We start from the raw sequence: 22956 nt of genomic DNA, 5'->3' as shown, positions 1-22956 counted from the left end.
CGGCGAGTGAGTGATGGCGGATGAGTTTCCGCGGGATCGCCCGCATCTCTTCATCCATGGCCGAGGCGCGGTAGAGCCCTATCGTCGTCCAAACCGAAAGATGGACGCGCCGGCTTTGCCGGCGCGTGACCGGGCCTTGCATGCAGCGGCTTTAGAAGCAGCCATCGGAACCGCGCTCGACGCGGCGCGTCGCCAGCTGGCGGATCGCGATGCCGGCCTCGCGGCGGGGACGCCGGGCTTCTACCTCGAAGTGGTGGTGCCGGCGGGCGAGCGAGCGGTGATCGACCAGCTTGCCGACCGTCGCAAGCTCATGGAGGTGGTGGCAGTCCGCGAGGGCGATCCAGGCCAACCGATCACAGCATCCGTCTTCGTCCCCAAGCGCGCCGAGGACTATTACCTCAACAAGGTGCGGGACTATCGCGACAAGGAAACTGCCAAAGGCCGGCCCCGGAACGAGCCGCTAGTCACGCGCATGGAGACGGTGCGGCTCGCCAACGCACGTTCGCTCTTCACCGACGAGGAGCGCCTCTTCCCGAAGAACCCGCAGGAGCGGGTCTGGTGGGAAGTCTGGCTTCGGGAGGGGCGTCGGGAGGCCTTCGAGCGCCTGGCCAACGCCCTAAACTGCGGCCTGAAAGCTCATGCCGTGAAGTTCCCCGAGCGGGAGGTCATGCTGGCGCTTGCCGACAGCGCCACGCTCGACCGGCTGGTCGCGCACAGTGACGTAGTGGCCGAGCTTCGCCGAGGCAAGGACACACCGGCCTTCTTTCTCGGACTTGGCGGAGCCGAGCAGCGCGCCTGGAGCGAGGAGGTTCTGGAGCGGCTGGAGCCACCCGACGCGAACGCGTCGGTGGCAGTCTGCCTGCTGGACAGCGGAGTGCGGCGTACGCACCCGCTGATCAATCCCGCGTTGGCGCCTAGTGATTGGCACACGATCAATCCCGCCTGGGGCCCTGACGATACGCCTGCCTGGCAGGGGCATGGGACCCGAATGGCGGGAGTGGCACTCTATGGCGATCTCGCCCCGGTCCTGACCGGGACACGAGCCGTGGCGCTGCCCTTTCGGCTGGAGAGTGTCCGTATCCTGCCGCCTGAAGCGCAGGCGAATGATCCTGAACTCTATGGGGCGATCACGGGCGAGGCGATCGCGAGAGCCGAGGTCCAGGCACCCCGACGCAAGCGAGTCGTCGCGTGCGCGGTGACGAGCACCACGATTTCGCGCGGTCGCCCCTCCTCATGGTCAGCCGCGGTCGATCAGCTTTGTTTCGAGGAGCCTGATCGGCGGATTATCGTCCTGTCGGCTGGCAATATCGCGGTCGATCTTACCCCCGGCGATTACTTGGTTCGGAATGACGTCGAGCCTATCGATGATCCGGCTCAGGCTTGGAACGCCCTGACCGTCGGCGCCTTCACGGAGAAGGTCGACATCATCGACCCGACGTTTGCGGGCTGGCGGCCGATCGCGCCGGCGGGCGAGCTTTCGCCGCGCAGTCGGACCTCAGTCCCTTGGGACAGCCAGTGGCCGATCAAACCGGACGTGGTGTTCGAGGGCGGGAATCTCGCGCACGACGGCCGCAATCCCGGCGAGGGGATCGATGACCTCCAGCTGCTGACTACCTTTTACCGACCGGAGCTGCGGCACTTCACGACCTTGAGCGATACGAGCGCTGGCGCCGCGCTTGCCGCCAATATGGCCGGCATGATCCTCGCTGAGCGACCTGAGCTTTGGCCGGAGACCGTGCGCGGGCTGATCATTCACTCAGCCGAGTGGACCGATCCGATGTGGGCTCGGATCAATGCATGCGGGGGGCGCAAACGCCAGATTCATGCCTTGCTTCGGCGCTATGGCTATGGCGTACCGGACCTTAGCCGGGCGCTGCGGTCCGCGCGCAATGACCTAACCCTGCTGGTTGAGGACGAGCTTCAGCCGTTCCAGTGCGAGGACGGCGGGAGACCCAAGACTCGTGACATGAAGCTCCATAGCCTGCCCTGGCCGCGCGCGGAACTGGCTGCCCTCGGCGCCGCGCAAGTCGAGCTTCGAGCGACCTTGTCCTATTTTGTCGAACCGAACCCAGGCGAGCGAGGCTGGACGCGTCGCCACCGCTACGCTTCGCACGGATTGCGTTTCCGTATCAAGTTGGCGACCGAGTCGCTGAACGAGTTCAGAGCGCGGATCAACCAAGCGGCCCGTGAGGAGGAAGAAGATGCTGCAGCCGGTGGCGGAGGCGGCGACAACTGGCTCCTGGGCGCTGCACGCGACGTCGGGTCTGTGCATTCGGATCTTTGGCGAGGTACTGCGGCTGACTTGGCGAACCGAGACGCGATCGGCGTCTATCCAGTAGGTGGATGGTGGAAGGAGAAGCCCTACCTAGAGCGCGTCAATGCGCATGCGCGCTACTCGCTTATCGTGACGATCCGTGTGCCTGGTGTAGACGTTGACATCTACACGCCGGTCGAAGCGCAGATCGCCGTCCCAATCGAGACCTAAAAGATTCTCGAAAGCTTCTAGGCGCTTGGAACTGTCATCGACATGCCCTTCTAAGCGAGCTGGCTGCACGGCGGCTCTCAATCAGAGCAACGACACACCGCCAATGGTGGAAGCGGAAGTGCAGAACGGACCGGCGGCTTGTGCAGATCCCAACGTCCATGCGCTGCCGAGTGCGGCCCGGAGAGGCGGTCGAGGGGCCCGGTTCCATGGCATCCCGGCGCTCCCGGTAGCCCGGTTGGAGCACTGGCGGACCTTGTCCACAGCCGTGTTTCTCCCCCACAAATTTGCCCACACTCGGCACCGGCCTCGACCGCCAAGGAATGGATTGTGCTGGATGACGCCGTGCACGTCGCGCAACCGCAAGCAACCGGTCAACACGCTGTGGAACCGACGGAATTTTAGATGTTCGACGCTCACGTCCGAGGAAACCGGGATTCGAACCGGGGTCGTTTTCTTATTTAATATCAATCCTTTAGTCTGTTCTGGCGGAGTCGGAGGGATTCGAACCCTCGGTACGGGTATCCCCGTACGGCGGTTTAGCAAACCGCTGGTTTCAGCCACTCACCCACGACTCCCGGAGCGCCTTGGCCCCAAGGCCTATAGGGAGACGGGGAGAAGGGGGCAACAGCCGCGCTCCGGCCCGCATGTCGGGCCATAAACCCCGCGCCCCTGCCGCCGTAACCCGGGCTTGCGAGGTGGCGGCCGATGGATCTCTCCGGGCACAGGCAGTTTCTCGATGCCATCGCGGCCCGCGACCCGGAAGGCGAGCGGGAGGCGCCGCCGCCTGCGACCGGGCCGGCCCTTCTTCTTGCCGCCTGGTCGGCCCTGCAGTCGGCCAACGTCGAGGCGGTCGACCTCCACCTGCGCTCGGGCACCGTGGTGCGCGGCGCCATCCGCGTGCGCCTCTCGGGGCCCATCGCCCAGGCCTCCACGCGGCGCGAGGGGTGGAGCCACGTCTTTCCCGTGGATGACCTTGCACTCGTGCGCCTCATCGGTCGCGGCGGCCGCCGGGACTAGGGACACCGGCGGGGAGGGGAGCCGAAGGGGAGGGCGACCGGACGGGCCGACGGGACCGGGCGAGGCAGGATGGCCCGGGAGCAGGTGCGCGGCGGCTCGTTCGCCGGTCGCAGCGGCAGGTGCGGCTTGCCTCTCGTCACCCGGCGGCCGCTCTGCCATGTGGCGGAACGATGCTGACACCCGATCTCGCGCCGCGCCCGCTGGCACCGGGGGGACCGGCGTTCGCGCCGCTGGCCTGGAACCTCCGGCCCCGCCCTGGGCTTGCCCCCGAGGCCCTCGTCCCCGCGCTCGGGGCTGCGCGGAGCGCCGGCTTCGGCCTCGTGTGCGTCGGCGACCTGCCGACCGGCCCCGGTGGCCGCTTCGGCGAGGCCACCGCGCTGCTCGGAGCCGTGCTCGCCCAGAAGCCGGATCTCGCCGAAGGCTGGTGCCTTGCCGTCCGCGGCGGCGTCGCCCCCGGCCCCGTCTACGACAGCCGGGCCGACAGCCTCGAGGCCGGGCTCGTCGCGGCACTCGACAGGCTCGGCCGGCCGCGTGCCGACCTCTTCCTCCTCCAGCGTGCCGACCTGCTTTCCCACCCGCGCGAGACGGCGGCAGCGCTCGCCCGCCTCGTGGCGCGCGGGCTGGCCACGGCCGTGGGCGTTGCCAATCACCCGGCAAGTCGGCTGCGCGCGCTTGCGAAATGGCTCGACGTGCCGCTCGCGGTCGTCGAGCTCCCCTTCTCCGCGCTTGACATCGACGCGATTGCCGATGGCGCGCTTGATTGCGCGATGGAGCTCGGGGCGACGGTGCTTGCGTCCGCGCCGCTTGCCGAGGGCCAGATCGGCGACCGGCCCGGGCTCGCCGCCAGCGTGACGGCGCGGGCGACGCTCCGCGCGCTCGACGCGATCGCCGGGCAGCAGGGGGTGAGCCGGGCAGCGGTTGCCGCCGCCTTCGTCGCCACGCACGCGAGCCGTGCCGTGCCGCTCTTTGGCACGCAGGAACCGGACGAACTGCTGGCCGCACCGGCCTTCGCGCGCGTGAAGCTCGAGCGGGCCGACTGGTACCGGATCTACGAGGCCGCGCGTGGCGAGCGGCTGCCGGGCGGCGAGCCCGATCGCTAGCCCTGCTCCAGCCGGTGTCGCGCGAGGGCCAGCACCGCCTCGCGATCTTCCGGGAAGCCGGCCGCGATCCAGTCCCTCTCCACTTCGGCGAGCGTGCGGGAGACCTCAGGGCCGGGCGGCAGGCCAAGCGCGATCAGGTCCTTGCCCGTGAGCGGAAGGGACGGGCGCTCCCAGGCGGCAAGCGGTTCGAGCCAGCGGGCTGCGCGCGCATCGCCCAAGAGCAGCATCCGGTCCGCAGCGACCGCGCCGCCCGCCCGGTAGGCGAGCGCGCGGGGGTCTTCGGGGACTGCGCCGGGGGTGGTAAGCGCGACGAGCCGCGCCTTCTCGGCATTCGACAGCCGGAGCCGTGCTGCAACCTCGGCGGCGAGGGCGGGAGTCTCGGGCAGGAGGGCAGCCAGCCGCCGCAGGGCGGCCGGGCGGGCGCCCGCCCGGCGCTCCGCCGCGAGCAGCGCTCGTAGCCGTGCGACGTCTGCGGCCTCGGGCAGGAAGGCCGCCATCACGCCGTGCGCCACCATCGCCTCGACCGTGGGCGCCGGGTCGGGCGCCTCGAGGAGCTTCAGCAGCTCGTCGCGCACACGCTCGCGCGATAGCGCCTTGAGGTCGTTCGCGCGGGCAGCGCAGGCGGCAAGGCCTTCGGGGTCGAGCCGGTCGGCGTAGCGGGCCGAGAAGCGGAAGAAGCGCAGGATCCGCAGATGATCCTCGGCGATGCGCAGCAGCGGGTCGCCGATGAAGCGCACCCGGCGTGCGGCAAGATCCCCAGTGCCGCCGAAGAAGTCGGTGACCTCCCCTGAGAGGGGGTCGGCGTAGAGGGCGTTGATCGTGAAGTCGCGACGGGCGGCGTCTTCCTCCCATGCGCGGGTGAAGACGACCCGGGCGTGGCGGCCGTCGGTGCCGACGTCGCGCCTCAGAGTCGTCACCTGATAGCCGATGCCGCCGGCGACCGCCGTGACCGTGCCGTGGGAAAGCCCGGTCGGCACGGCTTTCAGACCGGCCTCGGCAAGGCGCGCCATCACCTCGTCGGGTACCAGCCGCGTCGCGAAGTCGATGTCCGCCACAGGTAGCCCGAGGAGCGCGTCGCGCACTGCGCCGCCCACCACGCGGGTGGCGCCTTCCGCTGCGGCCAGCGCACCGAGCAGCCGCTCCATCCGCGGCCGGGCCAGCCAGAGCGCGGGGTCAACCCGCGTCATCGCCCGCCTCCCCGGCTAGCCGGTGCGCGAGGTTGACGAGCATGGCTGCGGTTGCGCCCCAGATCGACCGGCCGTTCCATTCGATGACGTAGAAGCGGCGCATGCGGCCCTGCCACTCCGCTTCCCGGAGCTGGTGGTTCGCCGGGTCGAGCACGAAGCCGAGCGGCACCTCGAAGACGGCGGCCACCTCATGCGGGTTCAGGCGGAGCGGCGGGTCGGGCGGGAGCAGGCCGACCACCGGGGTCACCGCATAGCCGGTGCCCGTCAGGTAGCGGTCGCCGCTGCCGAGCACCCGGACGAGGGCCGGCGGGAGGCCTACCTCCTCCTCGGCCTCGCGGAGCGCGGCCGCGACGGCATCGGGGTCGGCGGGGTCGATCCGGCCGCCGGGGAAGGCGACCTGCCCTGCGTGACGCCGAAGGTGCGGCGTGCGCTCGGTCAGCAGAAGGCTGGGCTCGGCGCGGGCGAGCACAGGCACCAGCACGGCCGCGGGCACGGGCGGCGCATCGGGCGGGGGCTCGGCGAAGCCGAAGTCCCAGTCCCCCCGCACCTGCGGACGGCCCGGCTGCCGCAGGCGCGCTTCCAGCCGCTCAAGCAGGGAAGGCAAAGAAGGCGCCACCGCTCCAGAGCCCGGGCGGGCCATCCCTCGCCTCGGCGAGCGCCCATTCGGCAAGCTCGTAGAAGACCGGCCGGGCGATGAGCGCCTCGATCCCGTTGCCGATGGTGCCGCGCACGTGGAGATAGGGCTTGGGAGTGCCGTCGGGATCCGGGCGGAAGGTGAGGGGGTTCGCAGGGCCGGCGATGACGATCTCGTCGGTCGCGAGCCGGAAGGCGAGGGTGCGTTCGCGCCCGCTGCCCTCGCTCTTCACTTCGACGGCCTGGAGCGGGGCATCCTCGACGTCGATGTCGAGCTTCTCGACGGGCGTTACCAGGACGAACCGCCCGTCGGGCTCGCGGCGGAGGATCGTCGAGAAGAGCCTGACGAGGGCCGGCCGGCCGATGGGCGTGCCGCCGTGGAACCAAGTGCCGTCGCGGGCGATCCGCATGTCGGAATGGCCGCAGTGCGCAGGCGTCCACTGCTCGACCGGGGGCAGCCGCTTTTCCGCGGCCGCCCGGGCGACCTCGGCAAGCGACATGCTGGCAAGCGCGGGCAGCTCGGGCCGGATCGGCGCGTCGGTCGAGCCTTCGGTCATGGGCTTCGGATTGCCCGAGACCGACGGGCCGTTCAAGCGCGCCACGGCCGGCGGGGCTCAGGCCGCATGCGCCCGAGGCATGGCGAAAGGTGCAGCCGCGCCGACCCGCGCGGGCCCTGCCCAGCGTTCGGGCTGGCCGGAACGGAGGAGCAGCCGCCCCGGCTCGACCGGCCCGGGAAGCTCCCAGGACGCTGCCGGCGCCTCGCGGAACCCGAAGCGGCCATAGTAGGGCAAGTCGCCGACGAGCAGACAGTCGTCGCCGCACCCGTCCAGCGCCGAGACGGCGTGCGCCATGAGCAGGCTGCCGATGCCCTCGCCCCGCCGCTCGGGCGCAGTGACGAGCGGGCCGAGGAGCACCAGCGGCCAGGCGCCGCCGGGCCCCTCCCAGCGGATGGGGTGGCAGGCAACGCTGCCCACGATCCGGTCTGCGTCCTCGGCAACGAAGCTGAGGGACGCAATCGGCGTGGAGCCCCCGCGCAGGAGGGCAGCGGTGCGCCGGCGGCGCTCCGGGGGAAAGCAGCGGTCGACGAGTGCCTCGATTGCCCGCGTATCCGAAGGGGTGCGGCCCCTGATGATCATCCTCTCGGTCCTTCCTGGTTCAGCGCCTCGCCCGGACGGCCGCCAGCCGCCCGCCCGCCGCGCGCGACCATGCGCGCGGCGGTCAGCCGCGTCGCAGGAAGGAGAGGTGGACCCGCGTCATGCTCGCGCCCATAGGGCAGGTCGCTCGCGAAGGGAAGGGACATGAAGCTCTACGACATGACGCTTGCCCCCAATCCGCGCCGGGTGCGGATCTTCCTTGCCGAGAAGGGCATCACCATCCCGATGGAGCAGGTGGACATCGAGAAGGGCGAGAACCTCGCGCCCGCCTATCTCGCGGTGAATCCGCGCGGCGTGGTGCCCACCCTCGTCCTCGACGACGGGAGCATCCTTGACGAGTCGATCGCCATCTGCCGCTACTTCGAGGCCCTGGTGCCCGAGCCCGACCTGTTCGGCCGCAGCCCGCTCGAGATCGCCCGGATCGAGGCGTGGCAGCGGCGGATCGAGTTCGAGGGCATGTTCAACGTGGCGGCTGCCTTCCGCAACAGCCGGCCGGCCTTCGCCGCGCGCGCCGCACCGGGCGCCGGGCCGCCGACCGCGCAAATCCCCGCGCTTGCCGAACGTGGCCTCCTGCTTGCCCGCGCCTTCCTCGACATGCTGGAGGCGCGGCTGGCCAACAGCCCCTTCGTCGCCGGAGACCGCTACACGGTCGCTGACATCACGGCGATCGTGACGCTCGATTTCGCCCGCTGGGTGGGCCTGCGGGTGGAGGAAGCTCACCCCCACCTTGCCGCCTACCGGGCGCGGATGAAGGCGCGGCCCAGCACCGCGGCCTGATCCTCGCGGGAGGCGTCGGGCCATGGCCCGGGTGCCTCGCGTCAGGCTCCGGCCTCCGGTGGCGGCAGCCGCCGCGCGCCCTGCGCCTCGGCGATGGCGGCCACCGTCTCCGGGTCGGCCAGGCGCTCGAAGCGGAGCTGGTCGGGGCGTTCGTCCTTGAGGCGCCAGTCAAGATAGAGCCCGTGCGACCAGAAGCCGACACCCGTCGGTGTCACCTCCATCTCCGCCCCAAACAGGATCGCCTCGCCGATGACCGAGCGGCCGAGCCACACGAGGGCGCGCCGGTTCGTCAGCATGTAGCGTGCCCGGCCGCGGGCCGAGGCGCGCAGCCAGACCGGAAGGGCGATGATGATGACCGTGCCGATGACGAGCAGGAGGATGACCGGGAGCGCCTCGGGCCCCGGCTGGCCGGCGAAGGCGGAGCCGCCGAGGTGCGGCGCGATGAGGAGCACCGCCGTCCAGGTGAGCAGGCCGAGGAGCACCAGCAGGAACAGGAGCTCGAACAGCCGCCCGGCCCCGAGCGACGGCCGCCCCTCCCACAGCACCGTCTCCGCCGGGCCAGGCGCGACCGGCCGAAGCGGCGCCGGCCTCGCCAGCGTGCCGGCAACGGTGCCCGCCTCGGCCTCGCCCGGCATCGGCCTCAGCGTTCGACCGTGAGCGCGATCCCCATGCCGCCGCCGATGCACAGCGTGGCCAGGCCCCGCTTCGCGTCCCGCTTCTGCATCTCGTGGAGGAGGGTGACGAGGATGCGCGCGCCCGAGGCGCCGATCGGGTGGCCGATGGCGATGGCCCCGCCGTTCACGTTGAGCGTCTCCGGGTCGAGGCCGAGCTCCTGCCCGACCGCCAGCGCCTGCGCGGCGAACGCCTCGTTCGCCTCGACGAGGTCGAGGTCGGCAACCGACCAGCCGGCCTTCGCGAGCGCCATGCGGCTGGCCGGCACGGGCCCCAGGCCCATGACTGCAGGGTCCACCCCGGCCGAGGCCCAGCTCCTGACGGTGGCCAGCACCGGCGCGTTGCGGCGGGCGGCCTCGTCGGCCGACATCAGCACCAGCGCCGCCGCGCCGTCGTTGAGGCCCGAGGCGTTGGCGGCGGTGACCGTGCCGTCCTTCCTGAACGCGGGCTTGAGGCCCGCCATGGCCTCGACGGTTGCGCCTTCCCGGATATACTCGTCTTCCGCGACCACGGTGTCGCCCTTGCGGCCCTTCACCGTCACGGGAACGATCTCGTCCTTGAACCGGCCGGCCTTCTTCGCGGCTTCCGCGCGGTTCTGCGAGCGGGCGGCGAACATGTCCTGCGCCTCCCGGCTGATCTGGTAGCGTTCGGCGATGTTCTCGGCGGTGATCCCCATGTGGTAGCCGTTGAAGGCATCCCACAGGCCGTCCTTGATCATGGTATCGACGAGCTCGAGCGCGCCCATCTTGGTGCCGGCGCGGAGCGCCTGCGCATGCGGCGACAGCGACATCGATTCCTGTCCGCCTGCCACCATCACCTTGTGGTCGCCGTTGCGGATTGCCTGGGCGGCAAGCGCGACCGACCGCAGCCCCGAGCCGCACACCTGGTTCACCCCCCAGGCCGGCACCTCCTGCGGCACGCCGGCGGCCATCGACGCCTGGCGCGCCGGGTTCTGGCCCTGGGCGGCGGTCAGCACCTGGCCCATGATGACCTCGCCGACTTCGGCTCCCTCCACCCCGCTGTCGGCAAGCGCCGCGCGGATGACCTCGGCGCCGAGCAGGTGCGCCGGCGTGGTGCCGAAGCTCCCCATGAAGCTGCCGACCGCGGTGCGCCGCGCGGCGGTGATGACCACGTCCACCATTCTCGTCCTCCTCGCTCGAAGCCGCGGCTGCTCTAGTCGCTCGAGCGGGGGCTGGAAAGCGCGGCCGTTCGCGCTGCCCGGGCTTTGCGCTTCCATGCTGCGCGTGCTAGGCGCTCGCAACTGGGCCTTGGGGCCCACTCAGCAAGCGGAAGGGCCGTGCAGATGGCGGAGCGGAGCGGAGCGGAACCGGTCATCGTCAAGAAGTACGCCAACCGCCGCCTCTACAACACCGACACCTCCTCCTACATCACGCTCGAGCATCTCTCGGCGATGACGCGGGAGGGCCGCGAGTTCAAGGTGATCGACGCCAAGTCGGGCGAGGACATCACCCACAATGTCTTGACCCAGATCATCCTGGAGGAGGAGACGCGAGGCAGCACCATGTTGCCGGTCTCGTTCCTGCGCCAGCTCATCGCCATGTACGGGGACCAGATGCAGGCGGTGGTGCCGCTCTACCTCGAGGCGTCGATGGAGGCGTTCCGGCGCAACCAGGAGCAGTTCCGCTCCGCCTTCGAGGGGCTGATGGGCGGCAACGTCTCCGCATCCACCGCCTTCGAGGCCCTCGTCCGGCAGAACATGCAGATGATGCAGGCCGCAGCCGACATGTGGCGCAACGCGAACCCCCTGCTTTCCCCTCCGGCGCAGCGGGCCGAGGCCGATGACCTCGAGTCGCTGCGCGCCGAACTCCGCGAGCTGAAGGCCAGGCTCGACCGCATCGCCGGGGGCTGAGCCCGTGGCGAGTGCACCGGCCGCCAGCGGCAACCCGGTTGCGGCGCTCGCCGGGTCCCTGCCGCCCGGTCTCGTCACCGCCGATCCGGAGCGGCTCGCCCCCCACCTCCTTGACTGGCGCGGGACGAAGCGTGGCGTGGCCGATCTTCTGGCCCTGCCGCGCTCGACGGCCGAGGTCGTCGCGCTCGTCCGCACTGCCCGCGCGCATGGGGCAGCGCTCGTCCCGCAGGGCGGCAACACAGGCCTCGTCGGCGGCTCCGTCCCCGAGCCCGCCTCCGGCCGGCCGACGATCCTCGTCTCGATGCGGCGCATGGCCCGGATCCGCGCCGTCGATCCGGCGGGCCTCAGCCTCGTCGCCGAGGCCGGCGCGATCCTCGCCGACGTGCACGAGGCCGCGCGCGCGGCCGGCGCCATGTTCCCGCTTTCCCTTGGCGCAAAGGGCTCGGCCACCATCGGCGGTCTCGTCTCGACCAACGCTGGCGGCACCCAGGTGCTGCGCCACGGCACGATGCGCAACCTCGTGCTGGGCCTCGAGGCCGTGCTGCCCGACGGCACCGTCCTCGACCAGCTGAAGCCGCTCCGGAAGGACACTGCCGGCTACGACGTGAAGCAGCTGCTGATCGGCGGGGAGGGCACGCTCGGCATCGTGACGGCGGCCGCGCTGCGGCTCGTGCCCGCGCCCGCGGTCTCGGCCGTCGCCTGGGCTGGCGTGCCCGACATGACCGCGGCGCTCGCCCTTCTCGCCCGGCTGCGCCGCGCTGTCGGCGAGCGGGTCGAGTCGTTCGAGCTCATGGGAGACGAGGGCTTGGCCCTTGTGCTGGCGCACGTGCCTTCCGCGCGTGCGCCGCTTGCCACGCCGGCGCCGTTCCACTGCCTCGTCGAGCTGACCGACGTCGACCCGGAAGCGCCGCTTGCTGCGCGCCTCGAGGCCGTACTTGCTGCCGCGCTCGAGGCTGGCGAGGTGCGCGATGCCACGGTTGCGGCAACGCTTGCGCAGGCGCAGGCGCTCTGGGCGCTGCGGGAGGAGCTGCCGGTGGCCGAGAAGGCGGACGGCCCCTCGCTCAAGAACGACGTGGCGGTCGCCGTCGCCGACGTGCCGGCGTTCGATGCGGCCGCGCGCAAGGCGGTCGCGCAGCATTTCCCGGGCGCGCGGCCGCTCGTCTTCGGCCACCTCGGCGACGGTAACCTGCACTGGAACCTGCGCCCACCGGCGGGGGCGGACGCCGGCAGCTGGCTCGCGCAGCATGGCGAGGCGGCGCGGCGGCTGCTGCACGATGTTGTCGTCCGCTTCGGCGGCACCATCTCGGCCGAGCACGGCATCGGCACCGCCAGGGCCGCCGAGCTCGCCCGTCTCGGCGACCCGGGGCGGCTTGCCGCCATGCGCGCCATCAAGGCCGCGCTCGATCCGGCCGGCATCATGAACCCGGGCAAGCTGCCGCTCTGATCCGGCGGGCGGCGCTTGCCATCCGCACTGGCCGGGCGCTAGAGCCGCGCGCGTTCGCCGCACCCCCATCGCGGCCCGCCCAGCCCTGCAACAGAGGTCCCGTTCTCATGGCCAGCCAGCCGCAACCGCAGCTTCCCCTCTTCTACCGCAACCTCGTGCCCCTCAACACCGAGATGCACGGGAGCTGGGGGCTGAAGCCGCGCACCGACCTGGCCTTCGCCCGCGACACGCACGCCGTGCCCATCACGGTCGACGAGTTCGCGCTCGCCCAGCGCTTCTACCCCATCGTCTTCGGCACCGACGAAGTGCCCGTGCCGCTCGCGCTGGTCGGCCTGCGCGAGGGCGAGAACCTGTTCATCGAGCCGGACGGCCAGTGGCGCCCGCGCGCCTACGTGCCCGCCTACATCCGCCGCCACCCGTTCATGCTGGCCCGCCTCCAGCCCGATGCCCAGGTGCTGAGCCTCGTCTTCGACGACAGCTGGGGCCTCGTTGCCGAGGATGGTGAGCAGAAGCTCTTCGACGGCACCGAGCCCTCCGAGCTCACCAAGGGCATCCTGAAGTTCTGCGAGGAGTTCGAGGCGGCCGTCGCCCGCACCCGCGGCTTCATGGAGGAGCTCAACAGGCTGGGCCTGCTGATGGACGGCGAGGCCTCGATCCAGAACCCCGACATGCCCGAGCCGGCCAAATTCTCCGGCTTCCGCATGGTCAACGAGAAGAAGCTCCAGAACATCCGCGGGGACCATGCCCGCAAGATGGTGCAGAACGGCATGATGGGCCTCATCTACGCGCACCTCTTCTCGCTGGGGCAGATGCGCGAGCTCTTCGCCGACATGCAGGCGCGCGCGGCGGCCTGAGCGGCGCGAGCGGGCGCCCGGTGGCGGCTGACCCTTGCCCCTATTCCGCGCCCGCCATCGCGCTCCACTGGGCGATCGCGCTCCTCGTGCTCCTGAACCTCGGCGGCGGGTTCGTCGCCGCCGACCTCGCCGGCGCGGAAGACGCCCGTGCGCGGGCCCTCGGCCGCGAGCTCCTCGGGCTTCACCAGTGGCTGGGGCTCGTGGTGCTCGCGCTTGCGCTCCTCCGCCTGCTGCTGCGGCTCGCCGAGGGCCTGCCGCCGCTGCCTCGGCACATGACGCCCACCGAGCGGCGGCTGGCGAGGGCCGCGCACGGGGGCTTCCACCTGCTGCTGCTGGCCCTCCCGCTTGCCGGCTGGATCATGGTCTCGGCCCGGTCCGGGCTCGCCCGCATTCCCGCGCTGCCCCTTGGCCACGACCCGCCCCTCGCGACCGCTGCGGGCGCCACCCACGCCGCGCTCGCCTCGGCCATGGTCGGCCTCCTGCTCCTCCAGGTCGCAGCCGCGCTGAAGCACGAGCTCCTCGACCGCGACGACGCCTTCGGCCGGATGTGGCCGCGCTGGCACCGCCGCGGCTGACGCCTCCGCCTCAGTCCGGGAAGAGGAGCACGGGCTTGACCGTCCGCCCGCTTTCCATGGCGTGCGCGGCTGCGTTGATCTCGGCGAAGGGGAAGGTCTCGACCAGCCGGTCGTGGGGGAAGCGGCCCTCGAGGTGGAGCGCGGCGAGGTGGGGCACGAAGACCTGCGGGTCGGCGTCGCCCTCGATGAGCCCGACGATGCGCTTGCCGCCGAGGAAGCCCGCAAGCGCGAAACGGGCCTCCGCACCCGGAGGCGAGATGCCGAGCACCAGCATGGTGCCGCGCGTGCCGAGCGCGGCGATTCCGGTCTCGACGAGCGCCGGCACGCCGGTCGTGTCGAGCACCGCATCGAAGCCGGGGCGGATGGCGGCGAGGTCGGCGGCGAGCCGGTCGCCCGAGAGGAGCCCGTGGGTGGCACCCAGCTCCTGCGCAAGCTCGAGCCGCGCCGGCACGCGGTCGACCGCGACGATCGGGTCCATGCCGGCACACCGGGCCGCCATGATGGCGGCAAGGCCCACGGCGCCAGCGCCGAGCACGGCAAGCGACTGGCCGGGGCGGGCCGCAAGCGTGTTGAGGATGGCCCCGGCGCCGGTCTGCATGCCGCAGCCGAGCGGTGCGGCGAGGTGGAAGGGTAGCGCATCGGGCAGCTTGACCGTGTTGCGTGGCCGCGAGAGCGCGAAGGCGGCAAAGCTCGACTGGCCGAAGAAGCTCGCGAACAGGGGGCGGCCATCCGGCAGGCGCAGCCGGGGCTGCATCTCGGGGCCCAGGCCGGAGATGTTCCTGAGCGCGAATTCCGCGCAATATTGCGGGGCCCCTTCGGCGCAGACGGGGCAGCGGCCGCAGCTGTCGTAGGAGAGGGCGACGCGGTCGCCGGGCGCGAAGCCCTCGACATCGGCGCCAACGGCCTCGACGATGCCGGCGCCTTCGTGGCCGAGCACCATGGGCAGCGGCGTGCCGAGCTCCATGTCGCGGATGGCAAGGTCGGTGTGGCAGATGCCGGCGGCCTTGATGCGGACGAGGATCTCGCCCGGGCCGGGCGAAGGCCGCTCGGCCTCGAGGAGGGCGAAGGGCTGGCCACGCTCCACCACTGCCGCCACCGTCATCGCCGCCATGGCGCGCTTCCTCCCCGTTCGTCTGCGCTTGACCCCCATGGTGCCCCCGTCCAAAGGGCGGAGGCAAGCGAAATGGGACGGCCGGTGGGTTCCGAGGGCGAACGGGAGCTGAGCTTCGAGGAGGCGCTGAAGCGCCTGGAGGCAATCGTGCGGGAGCTCGAGTCCGGCGACGTGCCGCTCGAGCGGGCGATTGCGCTCTACGAGGAAGGCCAGGGGCTGAAGAGCCTGTGCGAGGCGCGGCTCGCCAGCGCCGAGGCCCGCATCCGCGAGCTCCAGATCGGTGCCGACGGCATGCCGGCCGGAGAACGGCCGTTCGCCTCCTGATGCGCCCCGGGGTTCAGCTCCAGCCGGTGCTCGATGCCATCGGCGAGCAGGTCGACGCCCGGTTCGACCGGCTGCTGGCCGTGCCGGACGATCCGCGCGCCCGCCTCTACGAGGCGATGCGCCACGCCATCATCGGCGGCGGCAAGCGCATGCGCCCGCTGCTCGTGGTGGCAAGCTGTGATCTCTTCCATGTCGACCGGGAGCGGGCGATGCGCGTGGCGCTCGCGATCGAGGCGGTCCACGTCTACAGCCTCGTCCACGACGATCTCCCCTGCATGGACGACGACGACCTCCGGCGCGGCAAGCCGACGGTGCACCGGGCGTTCGACGAGGCGACCGCCGTTCTGACCGGCGACGCGCTCTTCGCCATTGCCTTCGAGCTCATCGCCGACGAGGCAACGCACGAGGATCCGTTCGTCCGCGCCGAGCTTGCGCTCGAGCTGGCGCGGGCTTCGGGGCCGGCCGGCATGGCCGGAGGCCAGGCCATGGATCTGGCCGCCGAGGGCGCGTGCTTCGACCTCGCGACGACGACAAGGCTCCAGCAGCTGAAGACGGGTGCGCTCATCGGCTTCTCCTGCGAGGCGGGCGCCATCATGGGGAAGGTGCCGCAGCCGCTCCGCATGAAGCTCCGCGGCTACGCCCGCGACCTCGGCCTTGCCTTCCAGATCGCCGACGACCTTCTCGACGTCGAGGGCGATGCGGCCGCGGCCGGCAAGGCGCTCCGGAAGGACGAGGCGCGCGGCAAGTCCACCTTCGTTTCGCTCCTCGGGGTCGAGCGCGCCCGCGCCCAGGCGGAGATGCTGATCGACCAGGCCATCCACCACCTGCAGGGCTTCGGCGCCGAGGCCGACCTGCTGCGCGGCATCGCCCGCTTCGCCATCGAGCGCGACCATTGAGCGTGACGGGCGACGAGCGGGGATCGGGTCGAGGGGCGCGGCGAGGGAGGAGCGGCCAGTGACGATCGCGCAGAAGACCGTAACCGGCGTCTATCCCGGCACCTTCGATCCCGTCACGCTGGGCCACATGGATATCATCCGCCGCGGGGCGAAGCTCGTGGACCGGCTGGTCATCGGCGTTGCCACCAACCCCTCGAAGTCGCCGCTCTTCACGCTCGACGAGCGCGTCGCGCACGTCCGGCGCGAGACGGCCGCGCTGCCGAACGTCGAGGTGGTCCCGTTCGACGCGCTTCTCATCCATTTCGCCGAGTCGGTCGGCGCTTCGGTCATCATCCGCGGTCTCAGGGCCGTTGCGGACTTCGAGTACGAGTTCCAGATGGCGGGCATGAACCAGCAGCTTTCGAGCACCATCGAGACCGTGTTCCTGATGGCCGACGTCGCGCTCCAGCCCATCGCGTCGCGCCTTGTGAAGGAGATCGCGAGCTACGGGGGTGCCATCGACCGGTTCGTGAGCCCGGCGATCGCAGCCGACGTCTACGCCCGGCTGGCTGCGAACGGGGTGACGTCGCGCCGGGCCAACGCCCCTGTCTGAGCCAGCGCCCGCTCCGATGCGCCGTCGCGCATTCCTCCTCGGGGCTGCCTTCGCGGCCGGGCTCCTGCCGGGCGCCCTGCGCGCCGAGCCCCAGGCGTCACCGGCCGCCGCCGGGGCGCCTGCCAGCCCCGCTCCCCGTCCCGACCCGAAGGACCCGGAGAACATCCTCTACCTTGACCTCTCGACCGGCGGCCGCGTCACCATCCTGCTCCGGCCCGACGCCGCGCCCGCCCATGTCGAGCGAGTGAAGACGCTGGTTCGGCGCGGCTTCTACGACGGCCTCATCTTCCACCGGGTGATCGACGGCTTCATGGCGCAGACCGGAGACCCGAAGGGCACCGGCGAGGGCGGCTCCGACCTCCCCGACCTCAAGGCCGAGTTCAACAACCTGCCGCACATGCGCGGCGCCGTCTCGATGGCGCGCACCGAGGAGCCGGACAGCGCCAACAGCCAGTTCTTCATCACCTTCGCCCCCGTGCTCCGGCTCGACCGCCAGTACACGGTGTTCGGCCGGGTGATTGCGGGCATGGAATGGGTGGATGCCATTCCCCGCGGCGAGCCGCCTGCCGACCCGGCGCGGATCCTCCAGGCCTCGATCGCCGCCGACGGCAAGCCGCCGCCGGCCTTCCCGAAACCCGCCGCGGCGCTTCCGGCCGACCTGCGGCCCTCGGCGCTGCCGCCCCCGCCTGCCCCCCCTCGGCCCTGAGCCGTGGAGGTCGCCGCCTTCGACTTCGACCTGCCCGAGGACCGGATCGCGCTGCGGCCGGCCTCGCCGCGCGATTCCGCCCGCCTCCTCAAGGTGACACCCGCTGGCGTCTCCGACCATGTGGTCCGCGACCTGCCGGCGCTGCTCCGCCCCGGCGACGTGCTCGTCTTCAACGACACCCGCGTCATCCCGGCCCAGCTCGCCGGGCGCAAGGGGACCGCCACGATCGATGTCACGCTGCACCTGCGCCTTGGGCCGCGCGAGTGGCGCGCCTTCGTTCGCAACGCCCGGCGCCTGGAGGCGGGCGATCGAGTGGACTTCGGCGGGGCCCTTGAAGGCGAGGTGGTGGAGAAGCTTGCCGACGGCGAGGTCCACTGGCGCTTCCACTGCGACGGGCCGCTCGAAGTGGCGCTGGAGCGTGCCGGCGCCATGCCGCTTCCCCCCTACATCGCCCGCCGCCGCGCCATCGACGCCCGCGACCGCGCCGACTACCAGACGGTCTATGCCGCAAAGGATGGCGCGGTTGCGGCGCCGACCGCCGGGCTCCATTTCACGCCCGAGCTGCTCGCCCGGCTCGACGCCGCCGGCATCGTCCGCGAGACGGTGACGCTCCACGTCGGGGCCGGCACCTTTCTTCCCGTCAAGGCCAGCCGCACCGAGGACCACCGGATGCACGCCGAGTGGGGAAGCGTTTCGCCCGAGGTGGCCGCGCGGCTCAGGCGTGCCAAGGCCGAAGGGCGGCGGATCCTCGCCGTCGGCACCACCTCGCTTCGCCTCCTCGAAGCCTCGGGGCTCGACCCGTTCACCGGCACCACCGACCTCTTCATCACTCCGGGCTACCGCTTCCGCGCGATCGACGGGCTCATGACCAACTTCCACCTGCCGAAATCGACCCTCTTCATGCTGGTCTCGGCGCTCATGGGCCTCGAGCGGATGCAGGCCGCCTACGCCCACGCCGTCCGCAACGGCTACCGCTTCTACAGCTACGGGGACTCCTCGCTCCTTCTGCCCCATGGCTGAGGCGTTCCGGTTCACGGTTCATGCCACCGAAGGGCGGGCGCGCCTCGGCACGCTCGAGACGCCGCGCGGGCCGATCCTCACACCCGCCTTCATGCCGGTGGGAACGGCGGCCACCGTCAAGGGCATGAAGCCGGCCGACGTGCGCGCTTCGGGCGCCGACATCCTGCTTGCCAACACCTACCACCTGATGCTGCGGCCGGGCGCCGAGCGGGTGGCACGGCTTGGCGGTCTCCACCGCTTCATGGCGTGGCCCCACCCCATCCTGACCGACTCCGGCGGCTACCAGGTGATGAGCCTCGGCCCGCTTGCGAAGGTGAGCGAAGAAGGGGTGGAGTTCCGCTCCCACCTCGACGGCTCGCGCCATTTCGTGAGCCCTGAGCGCTCGATCGAAATCCAGCGGCTGCTCGGCTCCGACATCGTGATGGCCTTCGACGAATGCACGAAGCACCCGGCGACCCGCGATGAGGCCGCGCGGTCGATGCAGCTCTCGATGCGCTGGGCAGGGCGCTCGCGCGACGCCTTCCTCGCCGATCCGGGACAGGCTGCGCTCTTTGGAATCCAGCAGGGCGCGCTCTTCGAGGACCTTCGGCGCGAATCGGCCGAGCGGCTCGTCGACATCGGCTTCGAGGGCTATGCCATCGGCGGGCTCGCCGTGGGCGAAGGCCAGCAGGCGATGTTCGAGGTGCTGGACTATGCGCCGGAACAGCTCCCGCCCGACCGGCCGCGCTACCTGATGGGCGTTGGCAAGCCCGCCGACATCCTCGGCGCCGTGCTGCGCGGCGTCGACATGTTCGACTGCGTGCTCCCCACCCGCTCGGGCCGTACCGCCCAGGCCTTCACGCGAGGCGGAACGCTCAACCTCAGGAACGCCCGCTTCGCCGAGGACGAGGGCCCGCTCGACCCGCGCTGCGCCTGCCCGGTGTGCGCGCGCTTCAGCCGCGCCTATCTCCACCACCTGTTCAAGGCCGGCGAGATGCTCGGGCCCATGCTGCTGACCGAGCACAACCTCTGGCACTACCAGCAGATGATGGCCGGCCTGCGGGCGGCGATCGCCGAGGGCCGGGCGCAAGCCTTCGCCCGCGGCTGGACTCAGGCGGGCGACTGAAGCGCGCGGATGCGCGCGGGCGTCGGCGCGTGGCGCTCGAGGAAGGCGCGGACGGCCTCGGCGCTGGCATCGGGCGCTTCCTCCTGCGGGATGTGGCCGACGCCGTCGAGGATGACGAGCTCGGCCTCCGGCAGCGCCGCCTTGAACCACGCGGCGGCTTCCGGCGGAAAGAGCCGGTCCTCCCGGCCCCAGAGGATGAGGACGGGAAGCCCGGCAAGCGGCTTCAGCGTCTCGGCGCCGAAGGGTTCGCGCGGCGCGGCGAAGCGGGCGATGGTGGCCGCGCGGTTGCCGGGGTGGCGGAGAAGCTCCCAGTAGCGGTCCACCTTCTCGGGCGTGGCGGCGGCCTTGACGCTCGTCGACTGGTCAAGCGAGCGCGCGATCATGGCGCGCGGGGTGATTTGCTCGGCGAGCGTGCGTGCGCCGGGCATGGCGGCGATGCGGAAGCCGAGCGGCCGGCTGCCGCCGTTGCGGAACTGCGCGCCGGCGGAATCGACGAGGATGAGGGCCGACACGCGCTCCGGGTGGGCGAGCGCATAGCGGATGGCGACCAGCCCGCCCATCGAGTTGCCGCCCACCGCCATCCGCTCGATGCCGAGCCGGGCGCGGACCCGCTCCACCGTCTCGGCCATGCAGCTGCCCGTGTAGCAGCCGGAAGGGATGGGGCCGGTCAGCCCATGGCCCTGGAGGTCGAGCGTGACGACCCGATAGTCCTGCCCCAGGCGCTCGACCCACGGCTCCCAGGTGTGGAGCGAGGCATTGGAGCCGTGGAGCAGCAGGAGGACGGGCGCGTCGCGCGGACCCTCGTCGCGGACGTGGACGGCGAAGCCCGGCGCAAGGTCCAGGAACTGCGAGGCGGCGTTCGCGTAGCGTGCACGCAGCACCTCGGCCGGGATGTCGGGCGTGCGGACGGCGAGGAAGGCGGCGACTAGGAGACCGGCGACGACCGCCAGGCCGGCGAGGAGCTTCCTCACCGCCGCGGCAGCGAAACGGGCAGCCCGTCCTTCGGTCGCGGGATCGGCACCATCCGGAACTCGGCGCGATAGCCTTGCGGCAGCACGATCCGCCGGTCGGAGAGCAGGCGGAACATGAAGGCCTTGGCCTGCATGTAGGCGAAGTGGAGGCCGAGGCACATGTGGGCACCGCCGCCGAAGGGCACCCAGGCATATTTGTGGCGGTTGGCCGACATCTGGGTGGTGAAGCGCAGGGGGTCGAACCGCTCCGGGTCGGGCCAGTGCTCGGGCATCATGTGGGTGTACATCGGGTTCACCCCCACGCCCGAGCCGGCCGGGATCCGGTAGCCCATGAACTCGAAGTCGCGGAGCGCCCGGCGCGGGATCATCGGCACCGGGGGCACCAGCCGCAGCGCCTCCTTGAACGCCATTTCGACGAGTTCGAGCTCGCCGAGCGCCTCGTGCGGAAGCCGCTCGCCATGCCGGGCGCGCACGCCGTCTACCTCCTCGCGCAGGCGCTCCTGCCACTCCGGGTTGATGCCGAGGAAGTAGACGAGCGAGGTCAGCGAAGAGGTCAGCGTGTCGTGCGCGGCCATCATCAGGAAGTTCATGTGGTCGATGACTTCCTGGTCGGAAAGCAGCCTGCCGTTCTCGTCCTCGGCGTTGACGATCTGGGTGAAGATGTCGTCGGCGGTGCGGCCGCGGCGCTTCGGGATCTCGCGGGCGAAATAGGCCGACATATATTCCCGGCCCTTCACGCCGCGCCGCATCTGGGTGAAGGGCAGGGGCTTGCGCACGACGGCAACTGCGGCGAGCACCATGTCCATGAAGGCGCGGTTGATCTCGCGCGCCTCGGGGCCCCAGGGCACGCCGAGGAAGCAGCCGGCGGCAAGATCGAGCGTCAGGTCCTTGATGGCGGGGTAGAATTTCATCGGCGCGTCGGTTGGCCAGCCCGCCACCGTGCGGTCGATCCCCTCCGTCAGCCCGCCGAGATAGGCCTTCATCGGGGCCGGCTTGAAGGCGACCGAGAGCGTCTTGCGGTGGACGCGGTGCTCCTCGAAGTCCATGAGCATGAGGCCGTTCGGGAACAGCCGCTCGAGCACCGGGTTCCAGCCGAGTTTCGAGGAGAAGATCCGGTCCTTGTTGAACAGCACGAGCTCGTTGGCTTCGGGCCCGAGCAGGGTCACCCCCCAGCCGAAATTGTCCTGCCGGCGGAACACGGGGCCATAGGTGGCCGCCAGCCGGTTGACCGTGCCGCGCGGGTCGCGAAGGAACTGGAGGGTCCTGAGCGTCCGGAACCGGGCGGGGGGCGGCCCGGGCACATGGGCGAGCTGCGCAAAGGTGACGGGCGCGAGCGCCGGGTAGACCTCCTCCGCACGGACCGGAACGTTCATCGGCGCGCCTCCCGAAAAGTGCGGAGGGGATATACGCACATTTGCGCCGGGCTTCAACGCGAAGCCGTGCACCGCCGGCGCGGCAAAACCGCTTGCAGAGCCGCGGCCGCGCGAGTAACTGCGAGCCGTTCTCAGGAAGGACGCGCCTTGCCCCACGCCTTCGATCGCCGTTCCGTTCTCGCTGCTGCAGGCCTTGGTCTCGCCGGCCCGCTCGGCGCCCAGCCCCGCCCGCTCGTCTTTGCCTTCCAGCCGCAGAAGGACCCGGCACAGATCCGCAAGGCCGCCGACGACATGACGGCGGCCCTCACGCAGCGCCTCGGCCGCCCGGTCGAGGTGCTGGTGCCGCTTGCCTATGCGGCCTCGGTCCAGGCCCTTGTCTCGCGCCGCGCCGACATCGCCTGGCTCTCCTCGCTGCCCTTCCTGCTCGCCCGCCGCGACGGCGGCGCGCGGCTCATCCTCGCCGAGGTGCGCACCGACACGAAGGGGCGCGCGCGGACCGACTATGACAGCGTGTTCGTGGTTCCGAAGGCGAGCCCGCTCAGGAGCTTCGCCGACCTCAAGCGGCAGGCGAAGTCGCTGCGCATGGTCTTCACCTCGAACACTTCCACCTCGGGCTTCGTCTTCCCCTACGACCGGATGATCGCGGAGGGGATGCTGAAGCCGAAGCAGCCCCCGGAGGAGGCGTTCCGGTCCGTCGCCTATGCCGGCGGCTATACCCAGGCGCTCGAGCAGCTGCTCGCGGGCCGGGGCGACGTCTGCGCCGTCTCCGACTACACCGTCGAGGGGCCGAAGCGCACGGTCTACCTGCCCGAGGCGAAGCAGGCCGAGCTTCGCATCCTCGCCCGCACGCCGGGCGTGCCCACCCACTGCGTCGCCGTCTCGTCAGCGCTCACGCCGGCCGAGGCGAAGGCGGTGCAGGCGGCGCTCCTCGACCTGACGAAGACCAGCCCGGCGCTTCTCTCCGACGTCTACGGCGCCTCCGGTCTCGCCATCGTCGACGAGAACCGGCACGTGGCGGCCACCGTCCGCGCCATCGAGCGCACCGGCCTGCCCATCGCGGGGCTGGTGAAATAGCCGCGCCCGTCGCCAT

General features: G+C 71.3%; 25 protein-coding genes and 1 tRNA gene. 15 read left to right on the top strand and 11 right to left on the bottom strand.

Annotated features, from left to right (window positions below; translation table 11 throughout):
* The first annotated feature begins 13 nt into the window (after positions 1-13).
* On the top strand, positions 14-2485 hold the full coding sequence (locus H3H34_RS08905) for a S8 family peptidase (RefSeq protein WP_194744949.1): 2472 nt from the start codon (positions 14-16) through the stop codon (positions 2483-2485).
* Positions 2486-2968: 483 nt separating this feature from the next.
* On the opposite strand, the gene H3H34_RS08900 is transcribed toward H3H34_RS08905, so the two are convergent.
* A tRNA-Ser gene (locus tag H3H34_RS08900) sits at positions 2969-3060 on the bottom strand.
* Positions 3061-3190: 130 nt separating this feature from the next.
* Between H3H34_RS08900 and H3H34_RS08895 the strand changes: the two genes are divergently transcribed.
* Together H3H34_RS08895 and H3H34_RS08890 are read left to right on the top strand one after the other, a co-directional pair.
* Entirely contained in the window at positions 3191-3502 is a 312-nt protein-coding gene (locus tag H3H34_RS08895) for a hypothetical protein (protein ID WP_194744948.1), read from the top strand.
* 170 nt (positions 3503-3672) lie between these two features.
* Entirely contained in the window at positions 3673-4602 is a 930-nt protein-coding gene (locus H3H34_RS08890) for an aldo/keto reductase (RefSeq protein WP_194744947.1), read from the top strand.
* On the opposite strand, the gene H3H34_RS08885 is transcribed toward H3H34_RS08890, so the two are convergent.
* The 5 genes from H3H34_RS08885 to H3H34_RS13315 are packed head-to-tail and all read right to left on the bottom strand — an operon-like array spanning position 4599 to position 7722.
* A complete protein-coding gene (locus H3H34_RS08885) occupies positions 4599-5789 on the bottom strand; it encodes a CCA tRNA nucleotidyltransferase (RefSeq protein ID WP_194744946.1) in 1191 nt (396 codons plus the stop codon). The genes H3H34_RS08890 and H3H34_RS08885 overlap by 4 nt on opposite strands.
* Positions 5776-6393 (bottom strand): CoA pyrophosphatase, encoded by a 618-nt coding sequence (locus tag H3H34_RS08880; protein ID WP_235945630.1) that lies wholly within the window; start codon positions 6391-6393, stop codon positions 5776-5778. Before H3H34_RS08880 ends, H3H34_RS08885 begins: the two co-directional genes overlap by 14 nt.
* Complete coding sequence (locus tag H3H34_RS08875; protein ID WP_194745226.1) at positions 6377-6979, bottom strand: DUF1285 domain-containing protein; 603 nt, start codon at positions 6977-6979, stop codon at positions 6377-6379. Before H3H34_RS08875 ends, H3H34_RS08880 begins: the two co-directional genes overlap by 17 nt.
* Positions 6980-7036: 57 nt before the next feature.
* Positions 7037-7558, bottom strand: coding sequence for a GNAT family N-acetyltransferase (locus tag H3H34_RS08870; RefSeq protein ID WP_194744944.1), 522 nt, complete (start codon positions 7556-7558; stop codon positions 7037-7039).
* A complete protein-coding gene (locus tag H3H34_RS13315) occupies positions 7555-7722 on the bottom strand; it encodes a hypothetical protein (RefSeq protein ID WP_194744943.1) in 168 nt (55 codons plus the stop codon). Before H3H34_RS13315 ends, H3H34_RS08870 begins: the two co-directional genes overlap by 4 nt.
* Between H3H34_RS13315 and H3H34_RS08865 the strand changes: the two genes are divergently transcribed.
* Entirely contained in the window at positions 7721-8353 is a 633-nt protein-coding gene (locus H3H34_RS08865) for a glutathione S-transferase family protein (RefSeq protein WP_194744942.1), read from the top strand. The two genes, H3H34_RS13315 and H3H34_RS08865, sit on opposite strands and share 2 nt — an antisense overlap.
* Before the next feature lie 41 nt (positions 8354-8394).
* Here H3H34_RS08865 and H3H34_RS08860 read toward each other — a convergent pair whose 3' ends face one another.
* Positions 8395-8988: a hypothetical protein gene (locus tag H3H34_RS08860; protein WP_194744941.1), complete on the bottom strand. Its 594-nt coding sequence runs from the start codon at positions 8986-8988 to the stop codon at positions 8395-8397.
* A 5-nt stretch (positions 8989-8993) separates the two neighbouring features.
* The gene (locus H3H34_RS08855) at positions 8994-10166 is read right to left on the bottom strand and encodes an acetyl-CoA C-acetyltransferase (RefSeq protein WP_194744940.1); all 1173 of its coding nucleotides are present in this window, start codon (positions 10164-10166) and stop codon (positions 8994-8996) included.
* A 162-nt stretch (positions 10167-10328) separates the two neighbouring features.
* Between H3H34_RS08855 and phaR the strand changes: the two genes are divergently transcribed.
* The 4 genes from phaR (at position 10329) to H3H34_RS08835 (ending at position 13768) form a co-directional block, all read left to right on the top strand.
* Complete coding sequence (gene phaR, locus H3H34_RS08850; protein WP_194744939.1) at positions 10329-10895, top strand: polyhydroxyalkanoate synthesis repressor PhaR; 567 nt, start codon at positions 10329-10331, stop codon at positions 10893-10895.
* A 4-nt stretch (positions 10896-10899) separates the two neighbouring features.
* On the top strand, positions 10900-12339 hold the full coding sequence (locus H3H34_RS08845; protein WP_194744938.1) for an FAD-binding oxidoreductase: 1440 nt from the start codon (positions 10900-10902) through the stop codon (positions 12337-12339).
* Between the two features lie 107 nt (positions 12340-12446).
* Positions 12447-13193 (top strand): SapC family protein, encoded by a 747-nt coding sequence (locus tag H3H34_RS08840; RefSeq protein ID WP_194744937.1) that lies wholly within the window; start codon positions 12447-12449, stop codon positions 13191-13193.
* A gap of 20 nt (positions 13194-13213) precedes the next feature.
* The gene (locus H3H34_RS08835; protein WP_194744936.1) at positions 13214-13768 is read left to right on the top strand and encodes a cytochrome b/b6 domain-containing protein; all 555 of its coding nucleotides are present in this window, start codon (positions 13214-13216) and stop codon (positions 13766-13768) included.
* A gap of 10 nt (positions 13769-13778) precedes the next feature.
* Here H3H34_RS08835 and H3H34_RS08830 read toward each other — a convergent pair whose 3' ends face one another.
* The gene (locus tag H3H34_RS08830) at positions 13779-14879 is read right to left on the bottom strand and encodes an NAD(P)-dependent alcohol dehydrogenase (protein WP_194744935.1); all 1101 of its coding nucleotides are present in this window, start codon (positions 14877-14879) and stop codon (positions 13779-13781) included.
* A 72-nt stretch (positions 14880-14951) separates the two neighbouring features.
* On the opposite strand from H3H34_RS08830, the gene xseB reads away from it, so the two are divergent.
* The 6 genes from xseB (at position 14952) to tgt (ending at position 19522) form a co-directional block, all read left to right on the top strand.
* Positions 14952-15203 (top strand): exodeoxyribonuclease VII small subunit, encoded by a 252-nt coding sequence (gene xseB / locus H3H34_RS08825; protein WP_194744934.1) that lies wholly within the window; start codon positions 14952-14954, stop codon positions 15201-15203.
* On the top strand, positions 15203-16099 hold the full coding sequence (locus tag H3H34_RS08820; RefSeq protein ID WP_194744933.1) for a polyprenyl synthetase family protein: 897 nt from the start codon (positions 15203-15205) through the stop codon (positions 16097-16099). The genes xseB and H3H34_RS08820 overlap by 1 nt, the downstream gene beginning before the upstream one ends.
* Positions 16100-16163: 64 nt before the next feature.
* Entirely contained in the window at positions 16164-16691 is a 528-nt protein-coding gene (gene coaD / locus H3H34_RS08815) for a pantetheine-phosphate adenylyltransferase (protein WP_328831855.1), read from the top strand.
* 16 nt (positions 16692-16707) lie between these two features.
* Positions 16708-17397 carry a peptidylprolyl isomerase gene (locus H3H34_RS08810; protein WP_194744932.1) on the top strand — a complete coding sequence of 230 codons (690 nt, stop codon included), beginning with the start codon at positions 16708-16710 and terminating at the stop codon, positions 17395-17397.
* A gap of 3 nt (positions 17398-17400) precedes the next feature.
* On the top strand, positions 17401-18417 hold the full coding sequence (queA, locus tag H3H34_RS08805; RefSeq protein ID WP_194744931.1) for a tRNA preQ1(34) S-adenosylmethionine ribosyltransferase-isomerase QueA: 1017 nt from the start codon (positions 17401-17403) through the stop codon (positions 18415-18417).
* Positions 18410-19522: a tRNA guanosine(34) transglycosylase Tgt gene (gene tgt, locus H3H34_RS08800; RefSeq protein ID WP_194744930.1), complete on the top strand. Its 1113-nt coding sequence runs from the start codon at positions 18410-18412 to the stop codon at positions 19520-19522. The genes queA and tgt overlap by 8 nt, the downstream gene beginning before the upstream one ends.
* Here tgt and H3H34_RS08795 read toward each other — a convergent pair.
* Entirely contained in the window at positions 19507-20493 is a 987-nt protein-coding gene (locus tag H3H34_RS08795) for an alpha/beta fold hydrolase (RefSeq protein ID WP_328831696.1), read from the bottom strand. The genes tgt and H3H34_RS08795 overlap by 16 nt on opposite strands.
* On the bottom strand, positions 20490-21866 hold the full coding sequence (locus tag H3H34_RS08790; protein ID WP_194744929.1) for a cytochrome P450: 1377 nt from the start codon (positions 21864-21866) through the stop codon (positions 20490-20492). Before H3H34_RS08790 ends, H3H34_RS08795 begins: the two co-directional genes overlap by 4 nt.
* A 147-nt stretch (positions 21867-22013) precedes the next feature.
* Here H3H34_RS08790 and phnD point away from each other — a divergent pair, with 147 nt between their 5' ends.
* A complete protein-coding gene (gene phnD, locus H3H34_RS08785; protein WP_194744928.1) occupies positions 22014-22940 on the top strand; it encodes a phosphate/phosphite/phosphonate ABC transporter substrate-binding protein in 927 nt (308 codons plus the stop codon).
* The last annotated feature ends 16 nt before the right edge of the window (positions 22941-22956 follow it).

This window comes from Thermaurantiacus tibetensis, from assembly GCF_015354055.1.
In the GTDB taxonomy this organism is placed as follows: Bacteria; Pseudomonadota; Alphaproteobacteria; order Sphingomonadales; family Sphingomonadaceae; genus Thermaurantiacus; species Thermaurantiacus tibetensis.
This window is presented reverse-complemented; position numbering and strand designations above follow the sequence as displayed.

Excerpts from the sequence above, each read along its gene's own strand:
- H3H34_RS08790 (WP_194744929.1), bottom strand. The coding sequence starts at position 21,866 with ATGAACGTTCCGGTCCGTGCGGAGGAGGTCTACCCGGCGCTCGCGCCC.
- H3H34_RS08890 (WP_194744947.1), top strand. The coding sequence starts at position 3,673 with ATGCTGACACCCGATCTCGCGCCGCGCCCGCTGGCACCGGGGGGACCG.
- H3H34_RS08870 (WP_194744944.1), bottom strand. The coding sequence starts at position 7,558 with ATGATCATCAGGGGCCGCACCCCTTCGGATACGCGGGCAATCGAGGCA.
- H3H34_RS08885 (WP_194744946.1), bottom strand. The coding sequence starts at position 5,789 with ATGACGCGGGTTGACCCCGCGCTCTGGCTGGCCCGGCCGCGGATGGAG.
- tgt (WP_194744930.1), top strand. The coding sequence starts at position 18,410 with ATGGCTGAGGCGTTCCGGTTCACGGTTCATGCCACCGAAGGGCGGGCG.
- H3H34_RS08865 (WP_194744942.1), top strand. The coding sequence starts at position 7,721 with ATGAAGCTCTACGACATGACGCTTGCCCCCAATCCGCGCCGGGTGCGG.
- phaR (WP_194744939.1), top strand. The coding sequence starts at position 10,329 with ATGGCGGAGCGGAGCGGAGCGGAACCGGTCATCGTCAAGAAGTACGCC.
- H3H34_RS08860 (WP_194744941.1), bottom strand. The coding sequence starts at position 8,988 with ATGCCGGGCGAGGCCGAGGCGGGCACCGTTGCCGGCACGCTGGCGAGG.
- H3H34_RS08840 (WP_194744937.1), top strand. The coding sequence starts at position 12,447 with ATGGCCAGCCAGCCGCAACCGCAGCTTCCCCTCTTCTACCGCAACCTC.
- H3H34_RS08820 (WP_194744933.1), top strand. The coding sequence starts at position 15,203 with ATGCGCCCCGGGGTTCAGCTCCAGCCGGTGCTCGATGCCATCGGCGAG.
- H3H34_RS08875 (WP_194745226.1), bottom strand. The coding sequence starts at position 6,979 with ATGACCGAAGGCTCGACCGACGCGCCGATCCGGCCCGAGCTGCCCGCG.
- H3H34_RS08810 (WP_194744932.1), top strand. The coding sequence starts at position 16,708 with ATGCGCCGTCGCGCATTCCTCCTCGGGGCTGCCTTCGCGGCCGGGCTC.
- H3H34_RS08905 (WP_194744949.1), top strand. The coding sequence starts at position 14 with ATGGCGGATGAGTTTCCGCGGGATCGCCCGCATCTCTTCATCCATGGC.
- H3H34_RS08830 (WP_194744935.1), bottom strand. The coding sequence starts at position 14,879 with ATGGCGGCGATGACGGTGGCGGCAGTGGTGGAGCGTGGCCAGCCCTTC.
- xseB (WP_194744934.1), top strand. The coding sequence starts at position 14,952 with ATGGGACGGCCGGTGGGTTCCGAGGGCGAACGGGAGCTGAGCTTCGAG.
- H3H34_RS13315 (WP_194744943.1), bottom strand. The coding sequence starts at position 7,722 with ATGTCCCTTCCCTTCGCGAGCGACCTGCCCTATGGGCGCGAGCATGAC.
- H3H34_RS08855 (WP_194744940.1), bottom strand. The coding sequence starts at position 10,166 with ATGGTGGACGTGGTCATCACCGCCGCGCGGCGCACCGCGGTCGGCAGC.
- H3H34_RS08895 (WP_194744948.1), top strand. The coding sequence starts at position 3,191 with ATGGATCTCTCCGGGCACAGGCAGTTTCTCGATGCCATCGCGGCCCGC.